Origin of the sequence: Listeria immobilis (genome assembly GCF_014322765.1) — a bacterium.
GTDB classification, from domain to species: Bacteria; Bacillota; Bacilli; order Lactobacillales; family Listeriaceae; genus Listeria; species Listeria immobilis.
This window is the reverse complement of sequence record NZ_JAASTZ010000021.1, coordinates 17,518-39,669: the sequence shown is the minus strand read 5'-3', so window position 1 is coordinate 39,669 and position 22,152 is coordinate 17,518. Positions and strand designations below refer to the sequence as shown.

21 protein-coding genes are annotated in these 22,152 nt (G+C 32.8%); 18 read left to right on the top strand and 3 right to left on the bottom strand.

The annotated features are described in order from the left end of the window. Positions 1 to 180: 180 nt before the first annotated feature. The 13 genes from HCJ50_RS13900 (at position 181) to HCJ50_RS13840 (ending at position 10,400) form a co-directional block, all read left to right on the top strand. Entirely contained in the window at positions 181 to 855 is a 675-nt protein-coding gene (locus tag HCJ50_RS13900; protein WP_185398498.1) for a hypothetical protein, read from the top strand. Between the two features lie 21 nt (positions 856 to 876). Then, positions 877 to 1,089, top strand: a complete 213-nt coding sequence (locus HCJ50_RS13895) for a hypothetical protein (RefSeq protein ID WP_185349395.1) — start codon at positions 877 to 879, stop codon at positions 1,087 to 1,089. Positions 1,090 to 1,515: 426 nt separating this feature from the next. After that, a complete protein-coding gene (locus HCJ50_RS13890) occupies positions 1,516 to 4,053 on the top strand; it encodes an AAA family ATPase (protein ID WP_185349397.1) in 2,538 nt (845 codons plus the stop codon). A 335-nt stretch (positions 4,054 to 4,388) separates the two neighbouring features. Next, positions 4,389 to 4,973 carry a recombinase family protein gene (locus HCJ50_RS13885; protein ID WP_185349399.1) on the top strand — a complete coding sequence of 195 codons (585 nt, stop codon included), beginning with the start codon at positions 4,389 to 4,391 and terminating at the stop codon, positions 4,971 to 4,973. Positions 4,974 to 5,087: 114 nt separating this feature from the next. Beyond that, entirely contained in the window at positions 5,088 to 5,372 is a 285-nt protein-coding gene (locus HCJ50_RS13880; RefSeq protein WP_185349401.1) for a TIGR04197 family type VII secretion effector, read from the top strand. 16 nt (positions 5,373 to 5,388) lie between these two features. Further along, the gene (locus HCJ50_RS13875; RefSeq protein WP_185349403.1) at positions 5,389 to 5,745 is read left to right on the top strand and encodes a DUF3958 family protein; all 357 of its coding nucleotides are present in this window, start codon (positions 5,389 to 5,391) and stop codon (positions 5,743 to 5,745) included. After that, entirely contained in the window at positions 5,745 to 7,220 is a 1,476-nt protein-coding gene (locus HCJ50_RS13870; protein ID WP_185349405.1) for a pre-toxin TG domain-containing protein, read from the top strand. The genes HCJ50_RS13875 and HCJ50_RS13870 overlap by 1 nt, the downstream gene beginning before the upstream one ends. A gap of 10 nt (positions 7,221 to 7,230) precedes the next feature. Continuing rightward, complete coding sequence (locus tag HCJ50_RS13865) at positions 7,231 to 7,665, top strand: YrhA family protein (protein ID WP_185349407.1); 435 nt, start codon at positions 7,231 to 7,233, stop codon at positions 7,663 to 7,665. A gap of 27 nt (positions 7,666 to 7,692) precedes the next feature. Further along, a complete protein-coding gene (locus HCJ50_RS13860; protein WP_185349409.1) occupies positions 7,693 to 8,067 on the top strand; it encodes a CPCC family cysteine-rich protein in 375 nt (124 codons plus the stop codon). Between the two features lie 19 nt (positions 8,068 to 8,086). Next, on the top strand, positions 8,087 to 8,380 hold the full coding sequence (locus HCJ50_RS13855; RefSeq protein ID WP_185349411.1) for a barstar family protein: 294 nt from the start codon (positions 8,087 to 8,089) through the stop codon (positions 8,378 to 8,380). A gap of 138 nt (positions 8,381 to 8,518) precedes the next feature. Next, positions 8,519 to 8,779, top strand: a complete 261-nt coding sequence (locus HCJ50_RS13850) for a YolD-like family protein (RefSeq protein WP_185349413.1) — start codon at positions 8,519 to 8,521, stop codon at positions 8,777 to 8,779. A 5-nt stretch (positions 8,780 to 8,784) separates the two neighbouring features. Beyond that, positions 8,785 to 9,132 carry a hypothetical protein gene (locus HCJ50_RS15910; protein WP_260443083.1) on the top strand — a complete coding sequence of 116 codons (348 nt, stop codon included), beginning with the start codon at positions 8,785 to 8,787 and terminating at the stop codon, positions 9,130 to 9,132. Then, the gene (locus HCJ50_RS13840; protein WP_185349415.1) at positions 9,120 to 10,400 is read left to right on the top strand and encodes a Y-family DNA polymerase; all 1,281 of its coding nucleotides are present in this window, start codon (positions 9,120 to 9,122) and stop codon (positions 10,398 to 10,400) included. The genes HCJ50_RS15910 and HCJ50_RS13840 overlap by 13 nt, the downstream gene beginning before the upstream one ends. Positions 10,401 to 10,476: 76 nt before the next feature. On the opposite strand, the gene HCJ50_RS13835 is transcribed toward HCJ50_RS13840, so the two are convergent. Both HCJ50_RS13835 and HCJ50_RS13830 read right to left on the bottom strand, forming a co-directional pair. Continuing rightward, positions 10,477 to 10,893 carry a hypothetical protein gene (locus HCJ50_RS13835; protein WP_185349417.1) on the bottom strand — a complete coding sequence of 139 codons (417 nt, stop codon included), beginning with the start codon at positions 10,891 to 10,893 and terminating at the stop codon, positions 10,477 to 10,479. 69 nt (positions 10,894 to 10,962) lie between these two features. Next, complete coding sequence (locus HCJ50_RS13830; RefSeq protein WP_185349419.1) at positions 10,963 to 11,886, bottom strand: ParA family protein; 924 nt, start codon at positions 11,884 to 11,886, stop codon at positions 10,963 to 10,965. 313 nt (positions 11,887 to 12,199) lie between these two features. Between HCJ50_RS13830 and HCJ50_RS13825 the strand changes: the two genes are divergently transcribed. Both HCJ50_RS13825 and HCJ50_RS13820 read left to right on the top strand, forming a co-directional pair. After that, positions 12,200 to 12,496 carry a hypothetical protein gene (locus tag HCJ50_RS13825; protein ID WP_185349552.1) on the top strand — a complete coding sequence of 99 codons (297 nt, stop codon included), beginning with the start codon at positions 12,200 to 12,202 and terminating at the stop codon, positions 12,494 to 12,496. A gap of 392 nt (positions 12,497 to 12,888) precedes the next feature. Beyond that, positions 12,889 to 14,538, top strand: coding sequence for a primase C-terminal domain-containing protein (locus HCJ50_RS13820; protein WP_185349550.1), 1,650 nt, complete (start codon positions 12,889 to 12,891; stop codon positions 14,536 to 14,538). Between the two features lie 218 nt (positions 14,539 to 14,756). On the opposite strand, the gene HCJ50_RS13815 is transcribed toward HCJ50_RS13820, so the two are convergent. Continuing rightward, a complete protein-coding gene (locus HCJ50_RS13815; RefSeq protein ID WP_185349548.1) occupies positions 14,757 to 15,638 on the bottom strand; it encodes a helix-turn-helix domain-containing protein in 882 nt (293 codons plus the stop codon). Between the two features lie 1,075 nt (positions 15,639 to 16,713). On the opposite strand from HCJ50_RS13815, the gene HCJ50_RS13810 reads away from it, so the two are divergent. The 3 genes from HCJ50_RS13810 to HCJ50_RS13800 all read left to right on the top strand — a co-directional run bounded on the left by HCJ50_RS13810 (position 16,714) and on the right by HCJ50_RS13800 (position 22,060). Next, positions 16,714 to 17,418, top strand: a complete 705-nt coding sequence (locus HCJ50_RS13810; protein WP_185349546.1) for a hypothetical protein — start codon at positions 16,714 to 16,716, stop codon at positions 17,416 to 17,418. 481 nt (positions 17,419 to 17,899) lie between these two features. Beyond that, positions 17,900 to 19,012 (top strand): toxin Cry1Ac domain D-VI-related protein, encoded by a 1,113-nt coding sequence (locus HCJ50_RS13805; protein WP_185349544.1) that lies wholly within the window; start codon positions 17,900 to 17,902, stop codon positions 19,010 to 19,012. Between the two features lie 150 nt (positions 19,013 to 19,162). Next, a complete protein-coding gene (locus HCJ50_RS13800; protein ID WP_185476286.1) occupies positions 19,163 to 22,060 on the top strand; it encodes a SpaA isopeptide-forming pilin-related protein in 2,898 nt (965 codons plus the stop codon). The last annotated feature ends 92 nt before the right edge of the window (positions 22,061 to 22,152 follow it).

The window sequence follows — 22,152 nt, the reverse complement described above, 5'->3', positions numbered from 1 at the left end:
ACTTATTAATAACACAATTTAAAAGGGTGTATGGACAAAAATTCATCATCTCCATCATTTAACGTTTGATTTAATCGGAAAGTTGTGATAAAGTTTGTGCATATAATCACAATTAATAGATCTTTTACTATTTAAGACACTTGTTGATTATAAAAAATAGATAAAAGGAGTTGGATTGAGATGAAAAAAAGAAATAAAATGGTTGTGTTGGCGTTAGTATTTGTATTATCATTTCTCCCTTTTAGTTTTTTGGGAGAACACAATGTAAGTGCTTCTGAAAATCAGAAGGTGACACAAGCAGATTTAGAGAAAAACTTTTTGTATGAATTAGAAAATTATAATAGTGTAGGATTAACTAAACAAGAGGCACAGAATAATTATGATATTTATATGTCTATGTCAAAAGCGAAGAAAAAAGAGGTTACTAATTTAGTTAATAATCCTAGTGAATTTGATAAAAAAGTCACTAGGAATGGGGCGTTGGTTGAAGGGAACGGCTTGCAACAATATGCAAGCAAGAATAAAACGGTTTATGTACCTATGAAAGTTTTTGGAATTACCTGGATGAAATGGGCAGCTAGAAGTTCATACAAAACTAGTGGAAAAAGAGTAAGTTCGGCTTCTGGAATTTCAGCTTATCTCTATTATAAAAATCCACTATTTGCCCTTTATAGTTCAAGTATCAAAGATAAGTATTGTTATGTATCAGGTGGAAAATATAAAGGAAGAGTAAAAGCAAATATCAAAGGCGGTTATGGAAACTGGGGCTTGCAAGTAATGAGAATAGACTTTACAATTACTGTGAATTATCAAGGAAAAGGAAGTTATAAAATTAACAGCACTAAATTTTTATAAAGGTGAAGGAGAAGGTGTGGCATGAGAAGTAGCAAAAAAAAAGAGTATGTCTATTTAATCATTGTTTTTTTGGTAGCTCTATTTATTTCATTTAAGGTAGCACCTTTTTTCTTTCCAGTATTAATTATAGGGATTGCTTACCACGCTTATGTTTTTCGGGATAATTCAAAATTAGCATTTGATTTAGTAGTAATAGCTGCTCTTTCCATTGCTCAATCTTTGTATCTTATGTAATGAATTCATTCGTGTGAACTTAAGTGCCTATCGCCTTTCACCACGTTACAGTTGCTAAAATCCTAAATGAGCTTGACATTGCAAGCAAAGCCTTCACTCATTTAGGCTTACATAAGATGTTTCAGATTGCTTTGCCATTTAAAAGTGAATTTTATCCTTATAATATAGTAAACCAGGAGGCTAGAAATTATAAGTTCTAGCCTTTTTTATGGAGAGTTTTACTTAAGCAAATTTATTAAATGTGGTAGCTAATTGTTGATCTATAATAATCTATAAACAAGAGTCCAGATTATAAACATTTTTGGACAGAAAGGCAAGAGTATATAATAAAAGGAATATGATTCTATATGCTAATGAATATAAAGAAAATTAATAATATAATATGCATAAAAAGTATTACTCAAAATAACACAAGGAGATGACATTATGATTAGAGATGAAATCGTGGAATGGGTAAGAGAACAACCATATTGGCAGCAAGTTGGGGCCGATGCAATTTTAAGTGGAATTAAAATAAATGAATCTTTGATAGACGAAGTTTATTTGGCATTAAAACAAGAATATAAATTGGAGGGGTCGCTTCTTACAAAAAAGGCACTTGCATTTTTGTCTAAGGCCACTAAATCAAAATCAATCTCTAATGTAACCTGGGATGAAGTATCAGAAGTTAAAGGAGTTAATGCTTTATCACCAAAATCATCAATCCCAGTTGGGAGACAATTAACGATTATATACGGACTGAATGGAAGTGGAAAATCAGGGTATGCCAGATTACTAAATAATGCCTTTATTTCAAGAGGAGATAAGAATATTTTACCAAACATATTTCAGAAAGAAGAAAATGTAATCCCAAGTGCAAAGTTTGTTTTTAAGAATGAAAAAGGAGATTCTGAAACCCTAGTGTTTCCAGAAGATCATAAAAACGAATTGTTTAGTAGAGTAGCTGTATTTGATTCAAAAAGCGCTACTAATGATTTAACTAAAGATGTAGAACTAAATTTTGCTCCAATAGAATTTAATTTTTTTGATGAGTTTAATTATTTAATAACCGAAGTTAAAAATAGACTGAATGACGATATTAAGGAAAAAAATAAAGAGAATAACTATGTACGTCAATTTCCTAATAATACCCTAATAGGGATGTTAGTTAAGAGTATAAATAGTAATATGGAATATGTTGAGCTTGAAAGCGCTTCGAAAACAACTCACTTAAAAGAGAAACTACAAAAAAAAACGGAGAGAAAATCTGTGCTAGTCGCTTTGAATATTATGAACCAACAAAAGCTACTTGAGAAACGTAAAACAGAATTGAATGGAATGAAAAGCAGAATAAAAGAGATTAATGCAAAGTTTTCTAGTGAGCAAATTGATGATATAAAAAATTTAATTCAAAGTAGAAACGATTTGGAAAAAATTTCAATTTCTGAAGGTATAACTCAATTAGATGGAGAACATATATATCAAATAGGTTCACCCGAGTGGAAAGAATTTATTGAATCAGCTAAGCAATACTATGGGGTTATTCAAGAAGAAATTGACCATTGTATATTTTGTGGACAAAAAATAGATGGAGTAACGGTAATTGATAAATATTGGATTTACTTAAAAAGTTCGGCAGAATCCGAATTAAGCCAAGTAGATAGCGATATTAAAATGTTAATACAGGATTTTAAAAACTTTGATTGTAAGTTGCTTACAAAAGATTCTGGTTTTGAAGAATGGCTGAAGGAGAATATTCCTAACTTACATAGTCAACTTATAAGTTGGCAAACGCAAGTTGAAACTATTAAAGAAAATCTTATTCAGAATTTAACAATCCTACAATGGGAAAAAGAAAGTAATGCTTTTAAAATGGAAGAAACAATCTGTAATGAAGCTTTAAAGTGCTTAGAGAAAGAGATATCTGAATTAAACACTAAAAAAGTACAACAGGAAATTGATGAAATAGAGAAATTTGAAAATGAATACAATGATAAGCTTCGACTTAAGGATTTCTTACCGGAAATAAAGGTATTCTTAGAAGATTTGAAATGGGTAGATGCAGCAAATAATATAACTATCTCCACACAAAAAGCCACTAGGTTCCAAAAGTCACTTTTCTCTCAATATGTCACTGATAAATATGTGGAAAGATTTAATGAAGAATGTAAAAAACTGAATGCCGATTTTTCAGCTGAAATAAAGCAAAGAGGGAGCAAGGGGAATACACTCAGCAAGTTAATAATAAAAGATAGAAAACCAATAGAGATCTTAAGTGAAGGAGAACAAAGAGCAATTACAATTGCTAATTTTTTAGCAGAAACAAGCTTAGACAACAAAAATACATGTATCGTTTTGGATGATCCTGTGAGCTCTTTAGACGTTGAGAGGAAGGAAGCTATTGGAAGAAGATTAGTGGACGAAGCTAAACAAAAACAAGTAGTTGTTTTTACGCATGATATTACTTTTGTAAATTGTTTGGATAGATGGACAGAAAACAAACAAGTGGAGTGTTCTATAGTACCAATCAGAAACTTTAATAATGTTTCAGGACTGAGGGAGGATAATGAACCATGGATTGCCACACCTGTTAAAAGGAGGATAGGATATTTAAAGAATGAGCTACAAGCAATAACAAAAAAATATAATAGTATTAATAGTGAGAAAAACATGGATCTGTATAAAGAATACATAGTTGATGCTAAATATTGGTGTGAAAAATTAAGAGAAACTTGGGAACGCATGATTGAGGAAATAATATTCATGGGAGCCATTACGAGATTTACTCCAGCCATACAAACAAAGAGCCTTAAAAAAGTTGTTTTTAATGCAGAAATATATAGAGAAATAGAAGAAGGTATGTCCCTTTGCTCAGACTGGGTGCATGATAGACCTTTGAATTCAGGTGAAAATTATCCTAAACCTGTAGAACTTCAAAACTATCTTGAAGCTTGCGAAAGGTTTAAAGATAAATACAAAAAATAGCATACAAAAAGGATGATTATCCAAAATTTCTATTTTAAGGTCCATTAGTAGTAGGGCCTTTTTTATTTTTAACTATAGAAAAGAAGATAGAATCATTAATAACAAGTGTTAATAGAGTATACTCTATTGACACTTGTTTTTCAGGGTATCTTTTTAGAAAATTTCAACATAATTCATGTCCAGAAAATCAGGCGTTTCTGGACACGCTCTTTTTTTATTCTATTTTTTAAAATAGGAGGCTATTTAGTGTTCATAAACTCGTAATAAATTCTATGTTCAATTATATGTTATAGATAAAGTTATGATACAATAGAGTTAATAAAGGAGTGATTTTTTTGAAAATAGGATATGCCCGAGTCTCTACCGGATTACAAAATTTAGATTTACAAAAAGACAGTTTAAATAAATTTAGTTGTGAGAAAATTTTCACGGATCATATGAGTGGAGTAAAAAGTAGTCGTCCTGGATTAGAAATGGCTATTGATTTTGTTCGATCTGGGGATACGCTTGTTGTTTGGCGTTTAGATCGTTTAGGAAGGAATATGGAAGATTTGATTTCTATAGTTAATCGTTTAAATGCACGTGGAGTGAGTTTTCATAGTTTGCAAGAAAATATAACGATGGATAAATCTAGTTCTACAGGACAACTTATGTTTCATTTGTTTGCGGCATTTGCTGAATTTGAACGAAATCTAATTTTAGAAAGATCTGCGGCAGGACGAGCAGCTGCTCGTGCAAGAGGGCGATTTGGTGGTCGTCCTGAAAAATTAAAAGCACAGGACTTAGAGTTACTGAAGACACTAGTTGACAATGGGACTCCGATAAAAGCTATTGCAGAACGTTGGAATGTTTCTCGAACAACGATTTATCGTTATTTAAATAAAATGGAAGAAAATGATAGAAAAACAAATGCTCACTAGTTCTTCAGACTAACAAAGACCGGCTGGTAAGAAGTTAATATTATAAATATTATGTGAAAAATAAGCAAACATGCTATAATATAGGCAGTTTCAATAGTACAAGGAGAGGATACGATGACGGAAATTCAAAGTAATTTTTCAGCTGCTGCAAGATGTGCAGAGCAGCTGGGCCAAGCTTCCGAAAAGATTGCAATCGCTGGCGCTAGTTCTATTGTACAAGCAGAAAAAACAACTGTTTTAGGTAATCAAGAAGCTTTGACAACGAATCAAACGGTGCAGAAAATGGTGCTGCAATTTCAACAAGGATTAACTAAAGATATAACACATGTTCAAAGTGTCGCAAAAGAATTTGATTATCAAGATGCACAGCTGAAACAACTATTTGATTTTGTCAATTGAATATGGGGTGAATGGGATGACAGAAATAGAGAAAAAATTAGCAGAAGTACAACAACAAATACGGTTAGTCAATGAACAACAAGAAACAAATGAACGAGATCGTAGAATCTTAGAAAGAAAAGAACAGTACTATCATGAGTTTCGGTTTCGACAAGCGAACCTTTTTAAAAGATTGGATCAATTCTGGTATAGAGACAGGGAGATGAATGCTTTCTTAGATAATCATTACCAGGATTTGCGACACATGGATCAACGGGTTATCCATGATTTAGAAGAACAAACAGAGCAATTGCAAAAAAACAAAAGGCAATTAGCAGATAAAGAGGATGCGTGCCTGCACCAACGCCTGGCATTATCCAGGGAGGTGCAATAATGGGCATAGATATGTATTTAGGAGAAGTAGAAAGTCAAACTACTAGCGTGGAAACTTTTTGTCAGTTGACCATTGAGGGCTTGGAAGATGTTATTCGGGCCATAGATGCCTTTAATATGGAGCCATCTCTAAAAGGAAAGACCTATGCAAGTGCGAAACGTTATTTTATGGAGACATATCGAGTTTTGGCAGAAGGAATGATTTTGCTTTGCCAGGACTTACAAGAACCAAACAAACAATTAACGACCAATTTTCAAGCAGAAGTGGCAAATACGGACGTTATCGAAGAAGAATTAGTTCAGCAAATAGAAGAAATAGAACGACTACAAGCAGGACTAAAGGATATGATAGATCAGCTACCGTTAATGAAGCCGATGGATGCCATCTATAGGATGTGTAAACAGAAATTAGTGACGAAATTAGAAAACTTGCGACTGTTTCATCAAACATCAGCAACTTACTTTGACCCTGTTATCCAACAAGCAAAAAATCTCCAGGTAGGATTAACTGAAGTGTTACAACATACAGGTTTTAACGCCTCAACTGGAACATTCAGTACAATGGGAATGAATATGTCCTGGGTTGCTTCCATCGAGAAGGCATGGACGGCTGACCAAAAGAAAAAACAAGAAGCAGCCGAAGAGGCACTAATTAAAGAATATGAAGAAAACATGCCATTACCGTACATACCAAAAGGCAGTTACGCTGGATTTGTGGTAAAAGATGGCAAATTAGATACAGCAGCTACGTTAAAAAGGGTAGACGAGCAAGTAGAGCTAAACAGAGAAACGAATGCGAAGTGGTTAGCTATTTTTGATTTTGTAACACCCGTAATAGATGCTGTTCGTGCTGTTTTTGGTGTAGAACCAACGACAGGTAAAAAAGTTTCTACTGGTGAACGACTTTTAGCAGCAGGATTTATTATTATCCCTTTTGTGAAAGTGGCCAAGATTGAAAAATTTGCCAAACTAGCTCGTGATAATAAAGCCTTTAAGTTTACGTACGAAGGGTATGATGAGGTTTTTCATTTAAGTAAAACAGAACATGTAGGAAAATTAAAAGGTAAGAGCGTAAAATTAGATGGTGTAATGGAAAAAACGATTATTTATACAAAAAGAACTAAAACTGAAGCTGCACAGTTGAGAAAATCCTTTAACTCTTCAATACGTTCAAATTATCTTAAAAATATTTCAGATAATCCTGTTGCTATTAAAGAATTCAAAGCAGCAGGATTGTCTGAAAAACAAATTCAAGAAATGAAAAAAGGTGTTCGACCACAAGGGTATCAAGTGCATCATAAATTACCGTTAGATGACTCTGGTACAAATGACTATAGTAATCTTATGTTAATTAAAAATGACCCGTATCATAAAGTAATAACCAATTCACAAATAGAATTTTCTAAAAAAATGAGTCCAGGAGAAAGTGTTAAAGTCAAGTTTCCGATTCCTGAAGGAAATATCTATCCTAAATAGGAGGTTTAATATGTTAAAAGATACTATTTCAAAACTAAAACAAGTAATGTTAGAATTTGATCGAGCTATACCTTCACAAGCAAGTGTAAGTGAAATAGAAAAGTTTAAAAAATGGGCAGTAGAGCAGTTTGGGGAAGAGGTTCCTTGGGAAAAATATGTTCCATTTTTAGAAGAAGTTAATTCTATCGAATTTAATGGAATATTTTTGTATGGAATAGATCCAGATGACAGCAATTTGGATATTATAGAAAATAATGAAATTTGGCATGATGTGGAAGAAAATAAAAAATATCTTTTTTTGGGAGACGGAGATATTTCCTGGTATGTATGGGATTCGGAAATAGATGAATTTCAAGAGTTAGACAAGCCAAGTGGAGAAGTAATGGAAATATTTGAGTCCTGTAATGCAATGCTCATAGAAGCATTACAAACTGCCATAAATTAAAAGATGGAATGATAGGAAGAAATAAATTTGAAACAATGCCCAGTTTGTAAAAATTATACAATTCAAGATGATTACGATATTTGTGAAGTTTGTTTTTGGGAGTATGATAAGGTGGCACAAAAATATCCGAATGAAATAATTGGAGCTAACAATGTTTCGTTGAAACAAGCTATAAATAATTATAAGGAAGGAGGACAAATTGGGGGAGATATTTTTAAGAATAGTGATAAAGTATTGCCGGATAAAAAAGGAAGAACATGGCGTGAAGCTGACGTAGGTTTAACTGGTAATATGGCACGAAGAAAACAGCCAGGAACTAGACTGTTGTATTCAAATGATGGATTGGTATACGTAACAACAGATCATTACAAAACTGCACATTATGTTTGCAATTACAAATAAAAGTAGGAGTTGTTAAAATATGGATGATTTAAGAGAAGAAGTTGTTAAAATAAATCTAGCTAATGTAACTAATAAAAACGAATTACAAGTTTTATTGAAAAATAGTTTGGATTTTCCAGAATTCTATGGGGAAAATTGGGATGCATTTTGGGACACTATTACCGGCTTAGTGGAACTACCGGAAGAAATTATATTTGAGCAGTGGTCTGTATTTTCTGAATTGCTTCCTGAAGAAGCTATTAAACTAACAAAAACTTTAGAAGCATTTAACACGGAATACCCTATGCTAAAGTGTAAAATTGTACTTAATTAATGTTAATGACAAAGAGTTATAGGAATAAATAAATCGTGTAACCACAAAAATAAGAAAAAAGACATATTGCAAATAAGAACATATGTTTGTATAATACATACAAACATATGTTCTTATTATTTTTTGGAGGTTTTGGCCATGGAAAAGTTATTAATTGGAAAAAAGTATGATGAGAGGGTCACCCAGCCTATTATTACAAGTGAGCGCTGGGAACAATATTTAAAATTAATACACGACTCCATAGAAAAGGATTATTCTCTACGATTTACCACGTATGCAGGTGGTTATGACCATCATGTTTCAGGAAAATGTTATTTATTTAATGAGTCACTGAAGACTATTTTAGTGAATGGAATTATTGTGCGAGATATAGAAATACTCTCGATTGAAAGGTTGTGATCTGGATGACCTACCAAGATAGAGGCATTAAAAAGTGGCAAGGATTTTTCTTAAGTGAACATAATGAGCAAATGGATCAACAGCAAGCCTCTTCTAAGCTAAAATGGCGAGAAGCCATGTCGTCAGAGTGCATTGAGAGCGTGTTAAGTGCTGCTATCACACACCAGTCTTCATTAGTGATACAAAAAAAGCCTCAAAATGTGGATTCTTTTCCAGAGCCGGATGTTATCGGAAGAATAGTTGGAATAGATGAAGATTTACTTTTTATACGGACAGCAGCAGAAGTAATTTCTCTCCCCTTCTCCAGTATTTTAAATGTAGAAGAACGGACAGTAGAAAAATGGTACAAATAGAAGACTACTCTCATGTACCACGAAGGGACATTCTTTGTATTGATGTGAAGTCCTTTTTTGCCAGTGTAGAATGCGTTAAGCGTGGATTAGACCCTTTAAAAGCAAAATTAGTTGTGATGAGTAATGCGGATCGAGCAGGTGGTTTAGTGTTAGCAGCAAGCCCGATGATGAAAAAAATACACCGAATAAAAACAACCTCTCGCATGTATGAAGTACCGACTTGGGATAAAGAAATCATTATTGCGCCACCAAGAATGAAACTATATCTAAAAGTAAATGCGATGATACAAGCAATTTTCTTACGTTATGTCCCCAAAGAATATTTCTTCCCCTACTCGATTGACGAGGCATTTTTGGATGTCACTGGATCACATGCATTATTTGGATCCACGCAAGAAATTGCGGAACGAATTCAAGCGGATATTTTACGAGAGCTACGCTTATTTGTGACAGTAGGAATTGGTGACAACATGCTGTTGTCTAAACTTGCACTAGATAATGCGGCAAAACATCAAATCGACGGAATTGCTAACTGGAGATATGAAAATGTCCAGGACACCATTTGGAAAATAAACGAATTAACCGATATGTGGGGGATTGGCCATCGGACTGCAGAGAATTTAAAACGGCTAGGAATATATAGTGTCTATGCGTTAAGTCAGTCCCCTCCCCCACTTTTGAAGAGGCGATTAGGAGTGATAGGGGAGCAGTTATATTACCACTCTCATGGGATTGATTACAGCAAAATAAATGAGCGCTATGTACCTGTTTCAAAGAGTTATGGAAAGAGTCAAATTTTAGAACGTGATTATCATGATCCATTTGAGGTAGCAATTGTTATACGTGAAATGGCCGAGGAAATTGCGATGCGATTAAGAAAACATCACATCAATACAACCGTTGTAAATCTTGGTATAAGGTACAGCAAGTACAGCATAAAAAGTGGTTTTAGACATCAGTTGAAAATTCAAGCAACAAGCAGCACAAAAGAAATTGTAGCACAATTTTTAACCCTTTTTTGGAAGTATTACGAGAATGAAGCTGTTAGACAAGTGGAAATGAATTGTGGAGGTATTGTTAAAAAGATAGGCTTGCAATTAAATTTATTTGAAAATCCTAATCAAACGGTTAACCAAGAACAATTAGATGTGACAATTGATAAAATACGAGCTAGATATGGATTTAAGTCGATGATGCATGCAAGTAGTTTGTTGACTGGATCAACTGGCTTAAAACGTTCTGAAATGGTCGGTGGACATAAAGGTTAATAACAAAATATATTACTAATATATTAATAATAGTAATATATTAGTAACTTATTAAAAAAGACCCTTTTCGGGTCTTTTAATAATTTTCATTTTTTTCGAGTTCTGAAGGAGGTAAAATTCCAAGACTAACTAATTCTTTTCTTAAGGCATTATTTACCAGTTTAGAAATAAAACCTTTTGTTCCAGGTATTTTTTTCCCAGTGCGCTTATCTGTAACTATGCTTTCAATAGCATTATCTATTGAAGAGTCAACTACGTAAGTCTTCCGTACTCCTTCAGAATCATTATTTTGGAAAGAAAATATTTTTTGGTTATTAGATACATTTTTGCTGGCATTTGTATTGTTTTTTGACGAAGAAACAATATCCTCATTAATAATAGGTGTACTATCTTTATAAACCTCAGGATCAATTGCTTGATTTAAAGTATTTGTAATAGAATCGATAGGCAAAGCTTTTGGTTTTTGCTGATTAGTTTTACTATTTCTACCCATGTAATTTCAGTCCTTTCATATATTGTTATTAGTATCATAATATATTACTATTAATAATACAATATATTACTATAAGTTGATTATTTTATTTTCTACAAGTTCGTCAATCACCTTGTAGTACTGTTCGGTAAACTTGCTATCTCGTTTATCTACTATTGTAGCAGGAAGACCAGTAGCACTTGCAGTAGCAAAACGGACACTTTGTGGAATTCTTGAATTAAAATGGAAAAGCTTGTTATTTAATGAAAATTGTAGTACTTCATTTAAAACTTGGTTATGCAATTTAGTACGTTTATCAAACTTAACTGGTAGTAAGCCAGCGATATTTAGATTAGGATTATATTCTTCACGAATAGAGTATATTCTTTTTAGAAGTCGTACGATTCCTTCAGTTGAGTACTTTTCTAATTCATAAGGGATAATAACATGATCTACAATTGCTAAGGTAGATGATGTAATGGCCTTCATTTCCGGTGGAGTATCAAATATAATGACATCATACATTTTATCAATAACATCAAATTTTCCATCGAGTAAATTAAAATAATCTTTACCTTGTAGGTCTAAATGAATGGAATCAATTCTTTTTAAAAAATCCTCAGTGCTATGATTGAGAACATTTGGATTTTCTTTAATATATTCAAAGACTGAAGCAGAACGGTTTTTGTTATTTTGAATCATAAAATCAAAATCCACAAAATCCATATCACTGTTTGCTGGCAAAATATCAATATCGGCTGAATCATGGCCTTCATACACTTTGGTAATAATATCTTCTGGTTTAGTATCTTTTAAAAATACATCATACATTGTATTCTCAATCGTACTTGAATCTACATTGAAAGTTGAAGATGTATTACCTTGACCATCAGCTTCTACTAATAAAATTTTTGCATTGGGGTATTTTTTGGCCAAACCACCTGCTAAATTAGTAGAACTAGTTGTTTTAGTTGTACCACCTTTGTAATTTGTAAAAGAAATTTTAACTGACATTATGTACCTCCTATAATATTATTTATAGTAATAGATTAATAATATAATATATTACTATTAAAAACATATTATATTATTAATCTATTACAGTGTTTATTATAACACTATTTAACTCGACAAGTCAAATAACAATAAATAATGTTACTAATATAATGTTATACTATTACTAATATATTACTATTAGTAATAGTAATATTAGAAAAGTAATTAAATTATTAGTTTTTAATGCTTTAAAATGCCACTTGTAATTAATTGAATTCTGGGTATAATTAAGTTATAGTGTTATCTGTAACACTGAAATGAGGTGACTTATGTGGCAAGAAGAGTAAATCCAGAACGTTTGCAAAGAAATAAAGATATACGTTTTCTTTGTAATATACTGCATAAAAAATACTTTGTAGACATAAGCAGATTGGCCAGAGCTCTTCATATGCAAAGGCAATATTATTATGATTTTGTTCGAGGCGATAGAGATTTATTATATCCAAATTTATATAAAATAGAATCATTTATTTTTGATTTGTATGAAACTATTTTAGAACAAGAAATGGATATGAATGGAATAGTATTACCATCCATTGATGAAAAGCAATTAGAAGTGAAGTTTTAAATTATGTGTTTACAAAAAAAAAAACTTACTGTATTTTATATATAACAGTAAGTTTCTGATTAAATGAAAAAGGAATTAACAATTTAGATATTGTGTCGACCAAAACATAAAATCTAAAATGAATTATATTCGACCAAAAATATAATCCTAGCAATTCCCAATGTGTTATAAATTTTTAAAATCCTTAAAAAAATTATAACATAATTAGGTTTATTTGACAATGGCTGTAAACGTTGATAATTAGCCATTTCCAAAACTTTTTTCGCTAGGAGTTCGATTTTTTTCTTCCTATGCGAATTTTATTTTGTCAATTTTGAAGGACAAGTAACTTCTCATAGCGGAGGGACTTGTCCTTTTTGGTGAGAAAATAACAGGAAAGGAGCTAACCTAGCATGTATTCTTCACACAATGAAATGGATCTATACACCTATTCAGCAGTCATTTCTACAGTCGTAAAAGAAGGTATCACAGCTTTTCGTAAAAAAAGCAGTGATGGTGTCTTGTCTGTAAGAAAGCACTTTACTGAACTGGAAGCAAAAAATGGACACAGAAAAGGTGTGCAATTTGTAGTCCGACAAAAAGAAGACTTGCAACGACCCATGGGTGTTCGTGGTTTTATCGTGACAAGCCAAGAAGCACTTATTCAGGAAGTCAATAAAATTAGTCACTGGACACCTAACGTTTTTCGATGGGGAACCTATAGTGATGACAACCGAAAATTTATAAAAGGACACTCTGAGGAAAACCTGCAGCAAATAAATACATACGTCATTGATATTGATACGCAACAAGTCGATGTTGCTAAAATGGTAATGGTTTCGATGAAAATACTTAACCAAACACCCACATTTATTTTAAAAACAAATCATGGTTTTCAGTTGTATTTTGTCCTTGAAAATCCAGTATTCATCAGCAATAAGAATAACTTCAAAAGTTTAAGAGTTGCGAAGCGAATTGCAACAAACTTAAAGCACGCTTTTGCAGAAGAAATTTCAAGTGTGGATCGGGGATGTAACGATTTTGGCTTCTTTCGTGCGCCAAATACGCAAAATATCATCTTTGAAAATTTGGCCAATCAAATAAAATATACAGATCTAATTTCCTGGTCAAAAGTTTATTCACAAAAATCGAATAGACCTGGATTAAAACTAGTACAAAATTCGGAGTCTTTTGCGATGGCTACAAACCAAGAATGGTTTCAACAACTCGTTCAATTAACTAATATTCGTGGTCATAAAGGACAATATGGCCGAAACAATGCGGTGTTTACTCTAGCATTAGCTTGCTATTCATCTAATAAAAGTTATGAAGAAGCTTACAATTTTTTAGATGAATTTAATACAAATCTGCAAGATCCTTTATCGCAACGAGAAGTGGAGAAGATATTAGTCAGTGCTTATTCCGATAAATACAAAGGGGCGAATTTAGAGTACATTCAAGGAATTTTAGAAACGTATCATTCTAATACAGAAATCAAGCATTCTACGGCATTTATCTTTGAAAAGCAAGGTATTCGTGTGTTTAGAAAGCACAGAAAAGCCAGAAACGAACGCCAATATTCGCATTTTGAAGAATGGGAAGCTGATTTAGAAGATTACATACAAAAAAACATTCTTGCAGGACAAACTTTTGTCGAAAAGGCACAAAGAGAATTGTCGGAAGAAACAAAAATTCCGTTAGCAACGCTAAAAAAACTATTGAAGCAATCGGAACGGATTATTTCACGAGTCGAGGGAAAAGGAAGAACTGCTAAAACATTGCTATCGACTGTAGCTATCGTAGTGGAACAAGCGATTCGTTATGCGATTACCAACAAACAAGCAAAAAAAGAACAATACATTCAATTTTTAGCGACTTTTACGGAAGCAGCGCAGTACATAACACAAAAACTGTTCGACAAAGAAGGAAATTCAGAGTCACAAAACGCCATTTTGACGGCACTTCCTGAAAGGGGTAGTCCTGGAAGACAATTGTTGTTACTGCTGGATGAGGTGTACAAGACAAGGCCTAAAGCACATTTAGAGAGTAGCTGGGGAACTTAAACATAAATGGGTTCAATTGCCATTTACTTAATTCTAGTTACACTCTTTTTGGTCTTCATGAATCTTTATGTGTTTACTTTTTGTAAATAAAAAAGACCTCTCCAGGTCTATTTAAATGTAGAGCGTACTAAGCAATGAGGTTTTGCAAAGCAATACCGTTTTGCTTTGTACGCTGAACAACTGAGTGCAACGAAAGGCGTTAGTTTGAAATAGTTAGATTATTTTTGTATCTTTGGTAAGGGGATGTGATATTTATTAAGTTCTGTTTTAAAATCTTCTAGTTGTAATGGTTCGTCCATATATTCTAGTAGTTTACTGCATTTTTCTATGTTCTGTTTGTACTCTTTTTTGTTTAGCAAGAATTGAATTATCCCTTTTTTACCTATTGCGACTGCCCATTGTAAGTAGTATTTGTTGTCTTTAGCTAAATGGAGTACATCATTAACAAATAATTCGGCTTCTTTAATTTTGTTGTGCATAAGTAGGAAAGAGCTAGTATTTAGTAATATACTAATTTGTAGACGAATAGTGTTTTCAAATTTTTGATAAGTTTTAAGTTCTTTATTTATTCTTTTAGCAATATTTAAAGCTGTTTCTTCAGGAAATATGTAAAAAATGGATGCTAATATTTTTATATCTGTTAAGTATAATTCATCTTGTTTCATTTTTTCCTGCCAAATGTAGCTAACTACTTCTTTTGCTTTTTTAAAGTCATCTTTTTTTTGTAGTATAGTTAAGGCTTCTAAGCATTTTGTTAAATGCTGAATCTCGTAATCATTGTTATTATTTGCTAAATAGGCATAATTTTTTTTAATAAGATTAGTTATTTTATCTTCTTCCAACGAAGTGTTTATCTGATCATACAGATATTTTAATTCACCTCTGGCGTTCAAACGTTTATTGTTTTGTACAAAGAAGAATTCTTCTTTTGACATTCCTAAAACATTTAATAATTGATTTAGCACAGAAATAGATGGAGTCTGTTTATTACTCTCGAAATTTTGGTAAGATGCTCTGGAAATGATGTTGGTATAAACTTCTTTTTGCGTTAAATTTTTACTTTTCCGTATGTATTTTAGGGTTTCTCCAATAGTTTTCATATGTTATCCTTTCTTAGCCTAATTTATTATGCCTCCACTCTATTATGCCATATTTTTTGTTAGTATTGTTACCATAAATAAAAAGGAGTGGTAGATATATGACGGGACTCATACAAGTATTAATTCAATGGTGGATGTAGAAAGGAGAATCAAGTCTGATGAATAAAAATTTAGGTTTTATTCTATATTCAAATTGGTGGATTGGTTAATTTCTTTGTTCGTGAAAGGAGCTAAGATGATATGAAACCTTGTTTTCAAAAATGGGGACATTGGTGGATGTAACATAGATGTGTAGAATAAACATAAATGAATATAAATTTAACTTTTTCCAAAAAAATATATATGGAAAAGGTTATTTGTCATGTATTTATGTATATTTTGTGAACAAATCTGAATTTTATAGAAAATGATAGGACTGTATGTTAAACTTTAAACGTACAGACAAATAGAAACAGAAACTAACTGTACAAGCAAAAAAACGGGCTTTTTTATGTAAAAATAATGAAACACACGTATTTGTGGGGTTTTTCTTATTCATATTTTTCCTCCCGATACATAATTTTTTTACATGAGTGAAAGTTTCAGATTTATTGGATTATCTGCTGATTTTTGCTTTTTCTTTCTCTGCAATTTAAAAAGTTGTGCTGAAATTTCAGAAAGTATTTGCTTTTTGATTTATCGTCATGTTATCATCAAAAGGAATTCGACGAGTACGACTAACAAAAAAATAAAGGCGAGACAATATTAACCAATCCGACTTCCCGGAAGGATTAGCTAATACGTGGCCTTAGAGCTAAGGCTCTAAAACACACTCCACTAAACTACTAGTGGCGTCTCACCCGTAGCCCTTATTTTAACAAAAAACTATGCATTTAGCAAAGTAAAATTTATCATTTGGCGGTGTATTTTCTTATACACATTCAATTGTTCTCATTTTACGCTAAGCAGACCGTTATCTGTTGTTGCAGTGAGTTTTTTAATTGGCTACGCTTGAGCGCTCTATCACATTAGTGGTAGGGCGCTCTTTTTTGTTGGTCGCCGTTGGATTCAATACAATTGGAGGGAGTTTTTCTAGATGAGTCAACCAACACAAGATGGAAAATACATACAATCAATTAAAGAAAATATTCATCAAATTTTAAAGCTAATTGAAAATTGTCATGCAGAAGAAATATTACTACCGTTAACCAAAGCAAAAGAAAATTTAGAAAATCTAGTCTTGAAAGAAGAGCTTAAAAACAATATAAACGTGTTAACCAGTTGCATTGCTAACACAGAAGATATGGAAAAGAAGGCTAGCTATAAAAGCTCCAAAAATTCTCTACAGCTTTCACTTATGGAACTAGAAAAAATGGGACAAGCTCGAACATCGGAAGAAGAAAGCATTATTCGAGAAAAAAAAGAACATCAAGCTGCTATCGACTATGTGTTAACAGAACGAAAAAAACAGGAACAAGCTAAATTAAAACAATTTGTTGCATTACCTACAAAAATAAGGCGGATAGAACTCCCAAGAAAAAAATACATCAGAAAGTTCGCAAAAGAAGCATGGGATGTTTCTAAAGTGATTGAAAACGCCGAGTCCATCTACACCTTGGATAAAAAAGAATATATCAATTTGCATAATGGGTATTGTGTGGAACCTGAGCGAATGGAGCTGAAATGTATTGTTGATATTATGCCATCTATTCAAAATATCCGATCGCAAGGGATGATCATTGCAGCAAGAAATAGAAATCGAATCTATCAAGTTCAATTTTTAAAAAAGGCACACGCTTAGTTGTTTTAAATTAATTATTGCTATCTATATTGTGTGCATTTGAAACGTACACATTGGTTTAGTTCTTTGAAAATTTCATATAGATACTCGTGCTGTTTGTGAAACTACACATAAACAGAAACCTTGCAAATAGTAAGGCACGTAAGACGCATAGCCGTATAATGTAGCGAGTCTATAATTAAATAAAAAGAAAAACGATGCGGATTTTCTTTTCTATCTTTTAGATAGTTTCCAGGTTACCAGATACGCAGCAACACAGCCACAAACTGGTTCATTTTAAGGCTTATTCTCTAAAAAGGAATATGCATGCTTAAATAGGGTGGCGCAACTCCAGCCTCAACGTTGCTTTGACAGACTCATTCATTCGAAGAAAACAAACGCAAAATACACAGAATATAGATAGCAAATTATCCTTGTGGGAATATGCACAAGAAGTTCTAAATACGTTATAATAAATTAAAAAGGAAGAAGGGATCAATAGATGGATAAAAAGAGAAAAATTATTATTGGGGTTAGTATTGCGATTAGTGTAGTGATTTTGGGCGGTGGGGCGCTTGGATTTCACAATTATAGTGTGAAAGCAGAAGAAAAAGCAAAAGTAGTACAGAAAAAAGAGGAAAGAAATAAAATAAAGAAATTAAAAAAAGAAGTATTATCGTATTACACAGACGATAAAAAAACTAACATAAAACAAGAAATAGAAATATCAGATTTAAAAGAAACTAGTTTAGATTTATCGGAACTTACAAAAAATGGTAAAAATGATACTAAAGAAGTAGATGAAATGGAGCTAGACATTTATTTGGCAAGGAAAATGTTATCATTGCGATGGAACGTAATTAATTTATTAGATGAAAATGGTGTGTTAAAAGAGAATGCGGATGTAGAAGGTACCGAAGAATCTGTAAACGCATATAAAGAAACGAAACCAGAATTTTTTATTGAGCAAAAAAAAGCTTTAAACGAAGCAAAGAATCAAGAAACACAAATTAAGAATGCAGAATGTAAAGTTAATCAATTATTTGCTACAGTTATAAAAGAAGACGTAAAAGAAGGAATAACATGGGATAATTACAATGTTGCTAAAACAGAAATTGATAAAATAAAACAGGATAAAGCGAAAAATTCTTTGTTAGAATATTTAAAGAAGCCGAATGAATATCTAAAAAAGAAGGATGAACAAAACAAAGCGAAAGCAGCTGAACAACAAGCTGTTGTTAGTGAACAAGCGAAAGAAAACAACTCTAATGCAAACAACAATGAAGGAAGTAGTAACTCAAGTCAAAGTAATAAGTCATACAATAACAGTAGCAATGGAAGTTCAAGTAGTTCAAGTAAGTCAAACGGATCAAGTAGCTCTAAAAATTATAGTAGTTCAAATGGTTCTAACAATAGTGGTATCGCTAATAAAGGAAGTTCAAGTACTTCAAAAAGTACCGGAGGAAATACTAAATCTAGTGGAGGAGAATCCACGGGAAGTAAATCATCGTCTAATAATAGTGGTAATAGTACTAGTCCCAATTATGATTATGACAAAAAGAGTGATAGTGAATCAAATGTAAATGGTGGTAGTAATGATTATTGGGGTTGGTAAAAAATAAATTAACAATAATATAAAGCTGAAATGAATTGGTTAAAAACCAAAATTCATTTCAGCTTTTTTTTATGGAAAGAAGGAAAAAATGGAAATCAGAGCGCCAACAGCTGGATGTAATATGCCAAATTAATAAAAATGGAGGAAATTATGAAGAACAAAGTAATTAATAATTTACAAAGAACAATTGTTTTTACGTTAATATGTACATTGATATTGCAAATGTTTATACCTTTCATTAAAGCTGAAGCAGCTAGTACTGAAAAGTATCAAATCGGAAAAACAACGGATGGTGAGATAATCACGAGTACCGTGAATCCAAGGCCTTTATTAAAATCTAGCAATGGAAATAGTTCAGGAAGTTGGAGTGCTAATTATGGGGGATACACAACATCTACTGCATTTATTACAGTAAATGGGGAAACGGCGTTTTGTATTGATCCAAACAAAGATTTTCCTGTAAATTTAGAGTATGCAAAACAAGTTTACAATGATGTTGGTATTATGAATATCTTGTATTATGGTTATCCTCATAATGGAACAAGCGTAAAAAATTATGTGGATACGTATGTTGCTTTAAATTATTATTTAGGCCATTTTGATAGTCCGGCAATGGCAAACGATTCTGGAGTTAAATATCTTTTGAACAAAGCAGAAACAAAAACAGCGCCACTAGGCGAATTTTCTATTGCTAATAAAGTTCAAACAGCAGAATGGAATCCGACTACTAAACAACAAGAAACTAAATTGTATCCTACAACTTGGAAGAGTAACACGAAAAATTACCAAAGTTTCACTTTACCAGAAGGAGTAAAAGCGGTAACTAGTGATGGAAAAGAATATACAGGTAATGTAAAGATGGATGCAGATGCAGATTTTAAACTAGTTGCAGGGCCAAAATTTGATGGTACGGTCAATATAACAGTAAACACAGATGTAAAAAAACAAACAGCTTTACAATTTATACCTAGCACTAGTAATGCGCAAAGATTGGTAAAAGCTGGTGGAGTAACAGACCCTATATCAGTAACAGGAATCAAAGCAACTTTTAAAGCACAAACCGGAGATCTAAAAATTAAGAAAACTGGTTCTGACAAACGTACACTTGCAAATGCTGAATACGATGTCAAAGATAGCACCGGAAAAGTTGTTGCTCATGTGAAAACAGGAGCAGACGGAACTATTACAGCGAAAGATTTATTAATGGGAGATTATACAGTGGTAGAAACGAAAGCTCCAGCTGGATATACCATTGATAATACTGTCCGTAAAGTAACCGTTAAAGCAGCAGAAACAACATTATTAAACGTGACAAACCAAGCTGTTTCTTTCCAAGTAAAAGTAAAAAAAGCAGATAGTGAAACAGGTGACACGGCACAAGGTGATGCAACGCTTGTAGGTGCCAAATATGGTATCTATGAAGATGCAGCAGCAACTAAATTACTCGATGAACTAACCATTAGTAATGATTTAACTGCTATCTCTAAAAAAATACTGTTAGGTGGGGCAACAAAAACTGTATACGTCAAAGAAACAAAAGCGCCAACTGGTTATAATGTAGATCCAACCGTTCATGCAGTCAAGGTGGACCAAAAAGACGATGTAACGGAATTACTTTTAGGGAATGCGACAAGTAAAGATACAGTTATTAAAGGTGGATTTGAGTTAATCAAATTTGCGAATAAACCATTGCTACAAAGCACGTTAGCGACTCTTCCAGATGGTCAAAAACAAGCGTTAGCAGGCGCAGAATTTACAGCTACACTAAAATCCACAGGCGTTGTGGCACAAACACAAACAACCGATGTCAATGGCCAAGCAAGCTTCCAAGGCTTACCGTACGGAACTTATGTGGTTTCTGAAACTAAAACTCCAGAAGGTTACAATGCAGTAGCTGATTTTGAAGTTACAATCAGCGAAGAAGGCCAAAACTTCCATTATATTTTAGAAGATAAGGTTATCGAAACCAAAGTGAAAATTGTCAAAAAAGACATCGAAACAGGGAAAGTGATTCCACTTGCTGGAGCTACTTTCAAAGTGAAAGACAGTGAAGGAAACTTTATTTCTCAACACATTAACTATCCATTAGAAAAAGATTTAACCGAATTTACTACAGCAGCAGACGGTACCCTTGTGTTACCAGAAACGCTAGTATACGGTAATTACACCCTAGTAGAAGTGAAAGCACCGAATGGTTACTTGTTAAATAAACAAGAAATACCATTCACAGTGAGTGCTAAAGATGATGGAGATATGATTACTTTAGACTTTAGCGATGCACCAGCAAAAGGCAAAGTCAAAGGAATCAAAACGAAAGAAGTTATTGACACAGAAAAATCGACACAAGAAAAGGTCGTTTACAAACAAGTACCTGCTGGCAACATTGAATTTAATGTCGTAGCAAAAGAAAACGTTGTTACTCCTGATGGTACCGTGCGTGCGAAACAAGGCGAAGTAGTGGATCATGTCAAAACCGATGCAAATGGTGCATTTGAATCGAACAAAGCGTTGTATTTAGGTAAGTATCAATTAATCGAAACGAATGCGCCAGCAGCTTATAGAGATTTAGCTCCTGTGGATTTCCAATTAACATACCAAGACGATCAAACAGCGATTGTTTGGGCAAATGTAAATGTTAAAAATATGTTGAAAAAAGGCGAAGTCGAAGTCTCTAAAAAAGATATTACTGGAGACGAAGAGTTACCTGGGGCAACACTAAATATTAAAGGAAAAGATATTGATGTGACATGGGTATCAACTACACAAGCAAAAAAATATACTTTACCAGAAGGGGAGTATACCCTAACCGAAAAAATCCCGAATGATGGATACCAATTAAATACTTCTTCGGTTAAATTTACCGTGAAAGATGGTAAAGTAACCAAAACAGTCATGCACAATACAAAAATTCCGGCTAAAAAAGGATTTTTACCAACAACAGGGGATAGTTCACTAGATTTATTCCTTTATTCCTTTGGAACTATCCTAGTATCAGTAGGAATTTACCTACTTGTACAAAACAGAAGAAGAAAAACAAACCACAACTAAACAAACCGTGGTGGGAATAAAAGAAGGAAGTATAATCAAACGAAAAGAGACAAGTACAAAGCTTGTCTCTTTTTAAAGGAAAAGGAGGAATA

Excerpts from the sequence above, each read along its gene's own strand:
- HCJ50_RS13900 (WP_185398498.1), top strand. The coding sequence starts at position 181 with ATGAAAAAAAGAAATAAAATGGTTGTGTTGGCGTTAGTATTTGTATTA.
- HCJ50_RS13895 (WP_185349395.1), top strand. The coding sequence starts at position 877 with ATGAGAAGTAGCAAAAAAAAAGAGTATGTCTATTTAATCATTGTTTTT.
- HCJ50_RS13890 (WP_185349397.1), top strand. The coding sequence starts at position 1,516 with ATGATTAGAGATGAAATCGTGGAATGGGTAAGAGAACAACCATATTGG.
- HCJ50_RS13880 (WP_185349401.1), top strand. The coding sequence starts at position 5,088 with ATGACGGAAATTCAAAGTAATTTTTCAGCTGCTGCAAGATGTGCAGAG.
- HCJ50_RS13875 (WP_185349403.1), top strand. The coding sequence starts at position 5,389 with ATGACAGAAATAGAGAAAAAATTAGCAGAAGTACAACAACAAATACGG.
- HCJ50_RS13870 (WP_185349405.1), top strand. The coding sequence starts at position 5,745 with ATGGGCATAGATATGTATTTAGGAGAAGTAGAAAGTCAAACTACTAGC.
- HCJ50_RS13865 (WP_185349407.1), top strand. The coding sequence starts at position 7,231 with ATGTTAAAAGATACTATTTCAAAACTAAAACAAGTAATGTTAGAATTT.
- HCJ50_RS13855 (WP_185349411.1), top strand. The coding sequence starts at position 8,087 with ATGGATGATTTAAGAGAAGAAGTTGTTAAAATAAATCTAGCTAATGTA.
- HCJ50_RS13850 (WP_185349413.1), top strand. The coding sequence starts at position 8,519 with ATGGAAAAGTTATTAATTGGAAAAAAGTATGATGAGAGGGTCACCCAG.
- HCJ50_RS15910 (WP_260443083.1), top strand. The coding sequence starts at position 8,785 with ATGACCTACCAAGATAGAGGCATTAAAAAGTGGCAAGGATTTTTCTTA.
- HCJ50_RS13840 (WP_185349415.1), top strand. The coding sequence starts at position 9,120 with ATGGTACAAATAGAAGACTACTCTCATGTACCACGAAGGGACATTCTT.
- HCJ50_RS13835 (WP_185349417.1), bottom strand. The coding sequence starts at position 10,893 with ATGGGTAGAAATAGTAAAACTAATCAGCAAAAACCAAAAGCTTTGCCT.
- HCJ50_RS13830 (WP_185349419.1), bottom strand. The coding sequence starts at position 11,886 with ATGTCAGTTAAAATTTCTTTTACAAATTACAAAGGTGGTACAACTAAA.
- HCJ50_RS13820 (WP_185349550.1), top strand. The coding sequence starts at position 12,889 with ATGTATTCTTCACACAATGAAATGGATCTATACACCTATTCAGCAGTC.
- HCJ50_RS13815 (WP_185349548.1), bottom strand. The coding sequence starts at position 15,638 with ATGAAAACTATTGGAGAAACCCTAAAATACATACGGAAAAGTAAAAAT.
- HCJ50_RS13810 (WP_185349546.1), top strand. The coding sequence starts at position 16,714 with ATGAGTCAACCAACACAAGATGGAAAATACATACAATCAATTAAAGAA.
- HCJ50_RS13805 (WP_185349544.1), top strand. The coding sequence starts at position 17,900 with ATGGATAAAAAGAGAAAAATTATTATTGGGGTTAGTATTGCGATTAGT.
- HCJ50_RS13800 (WP_185476286.1), top strand. The coding sequence starts at position 19,163 with ATGAAGAACAAAGTAATTAATAATTTACAAAGAACAATTGTTTTTACG.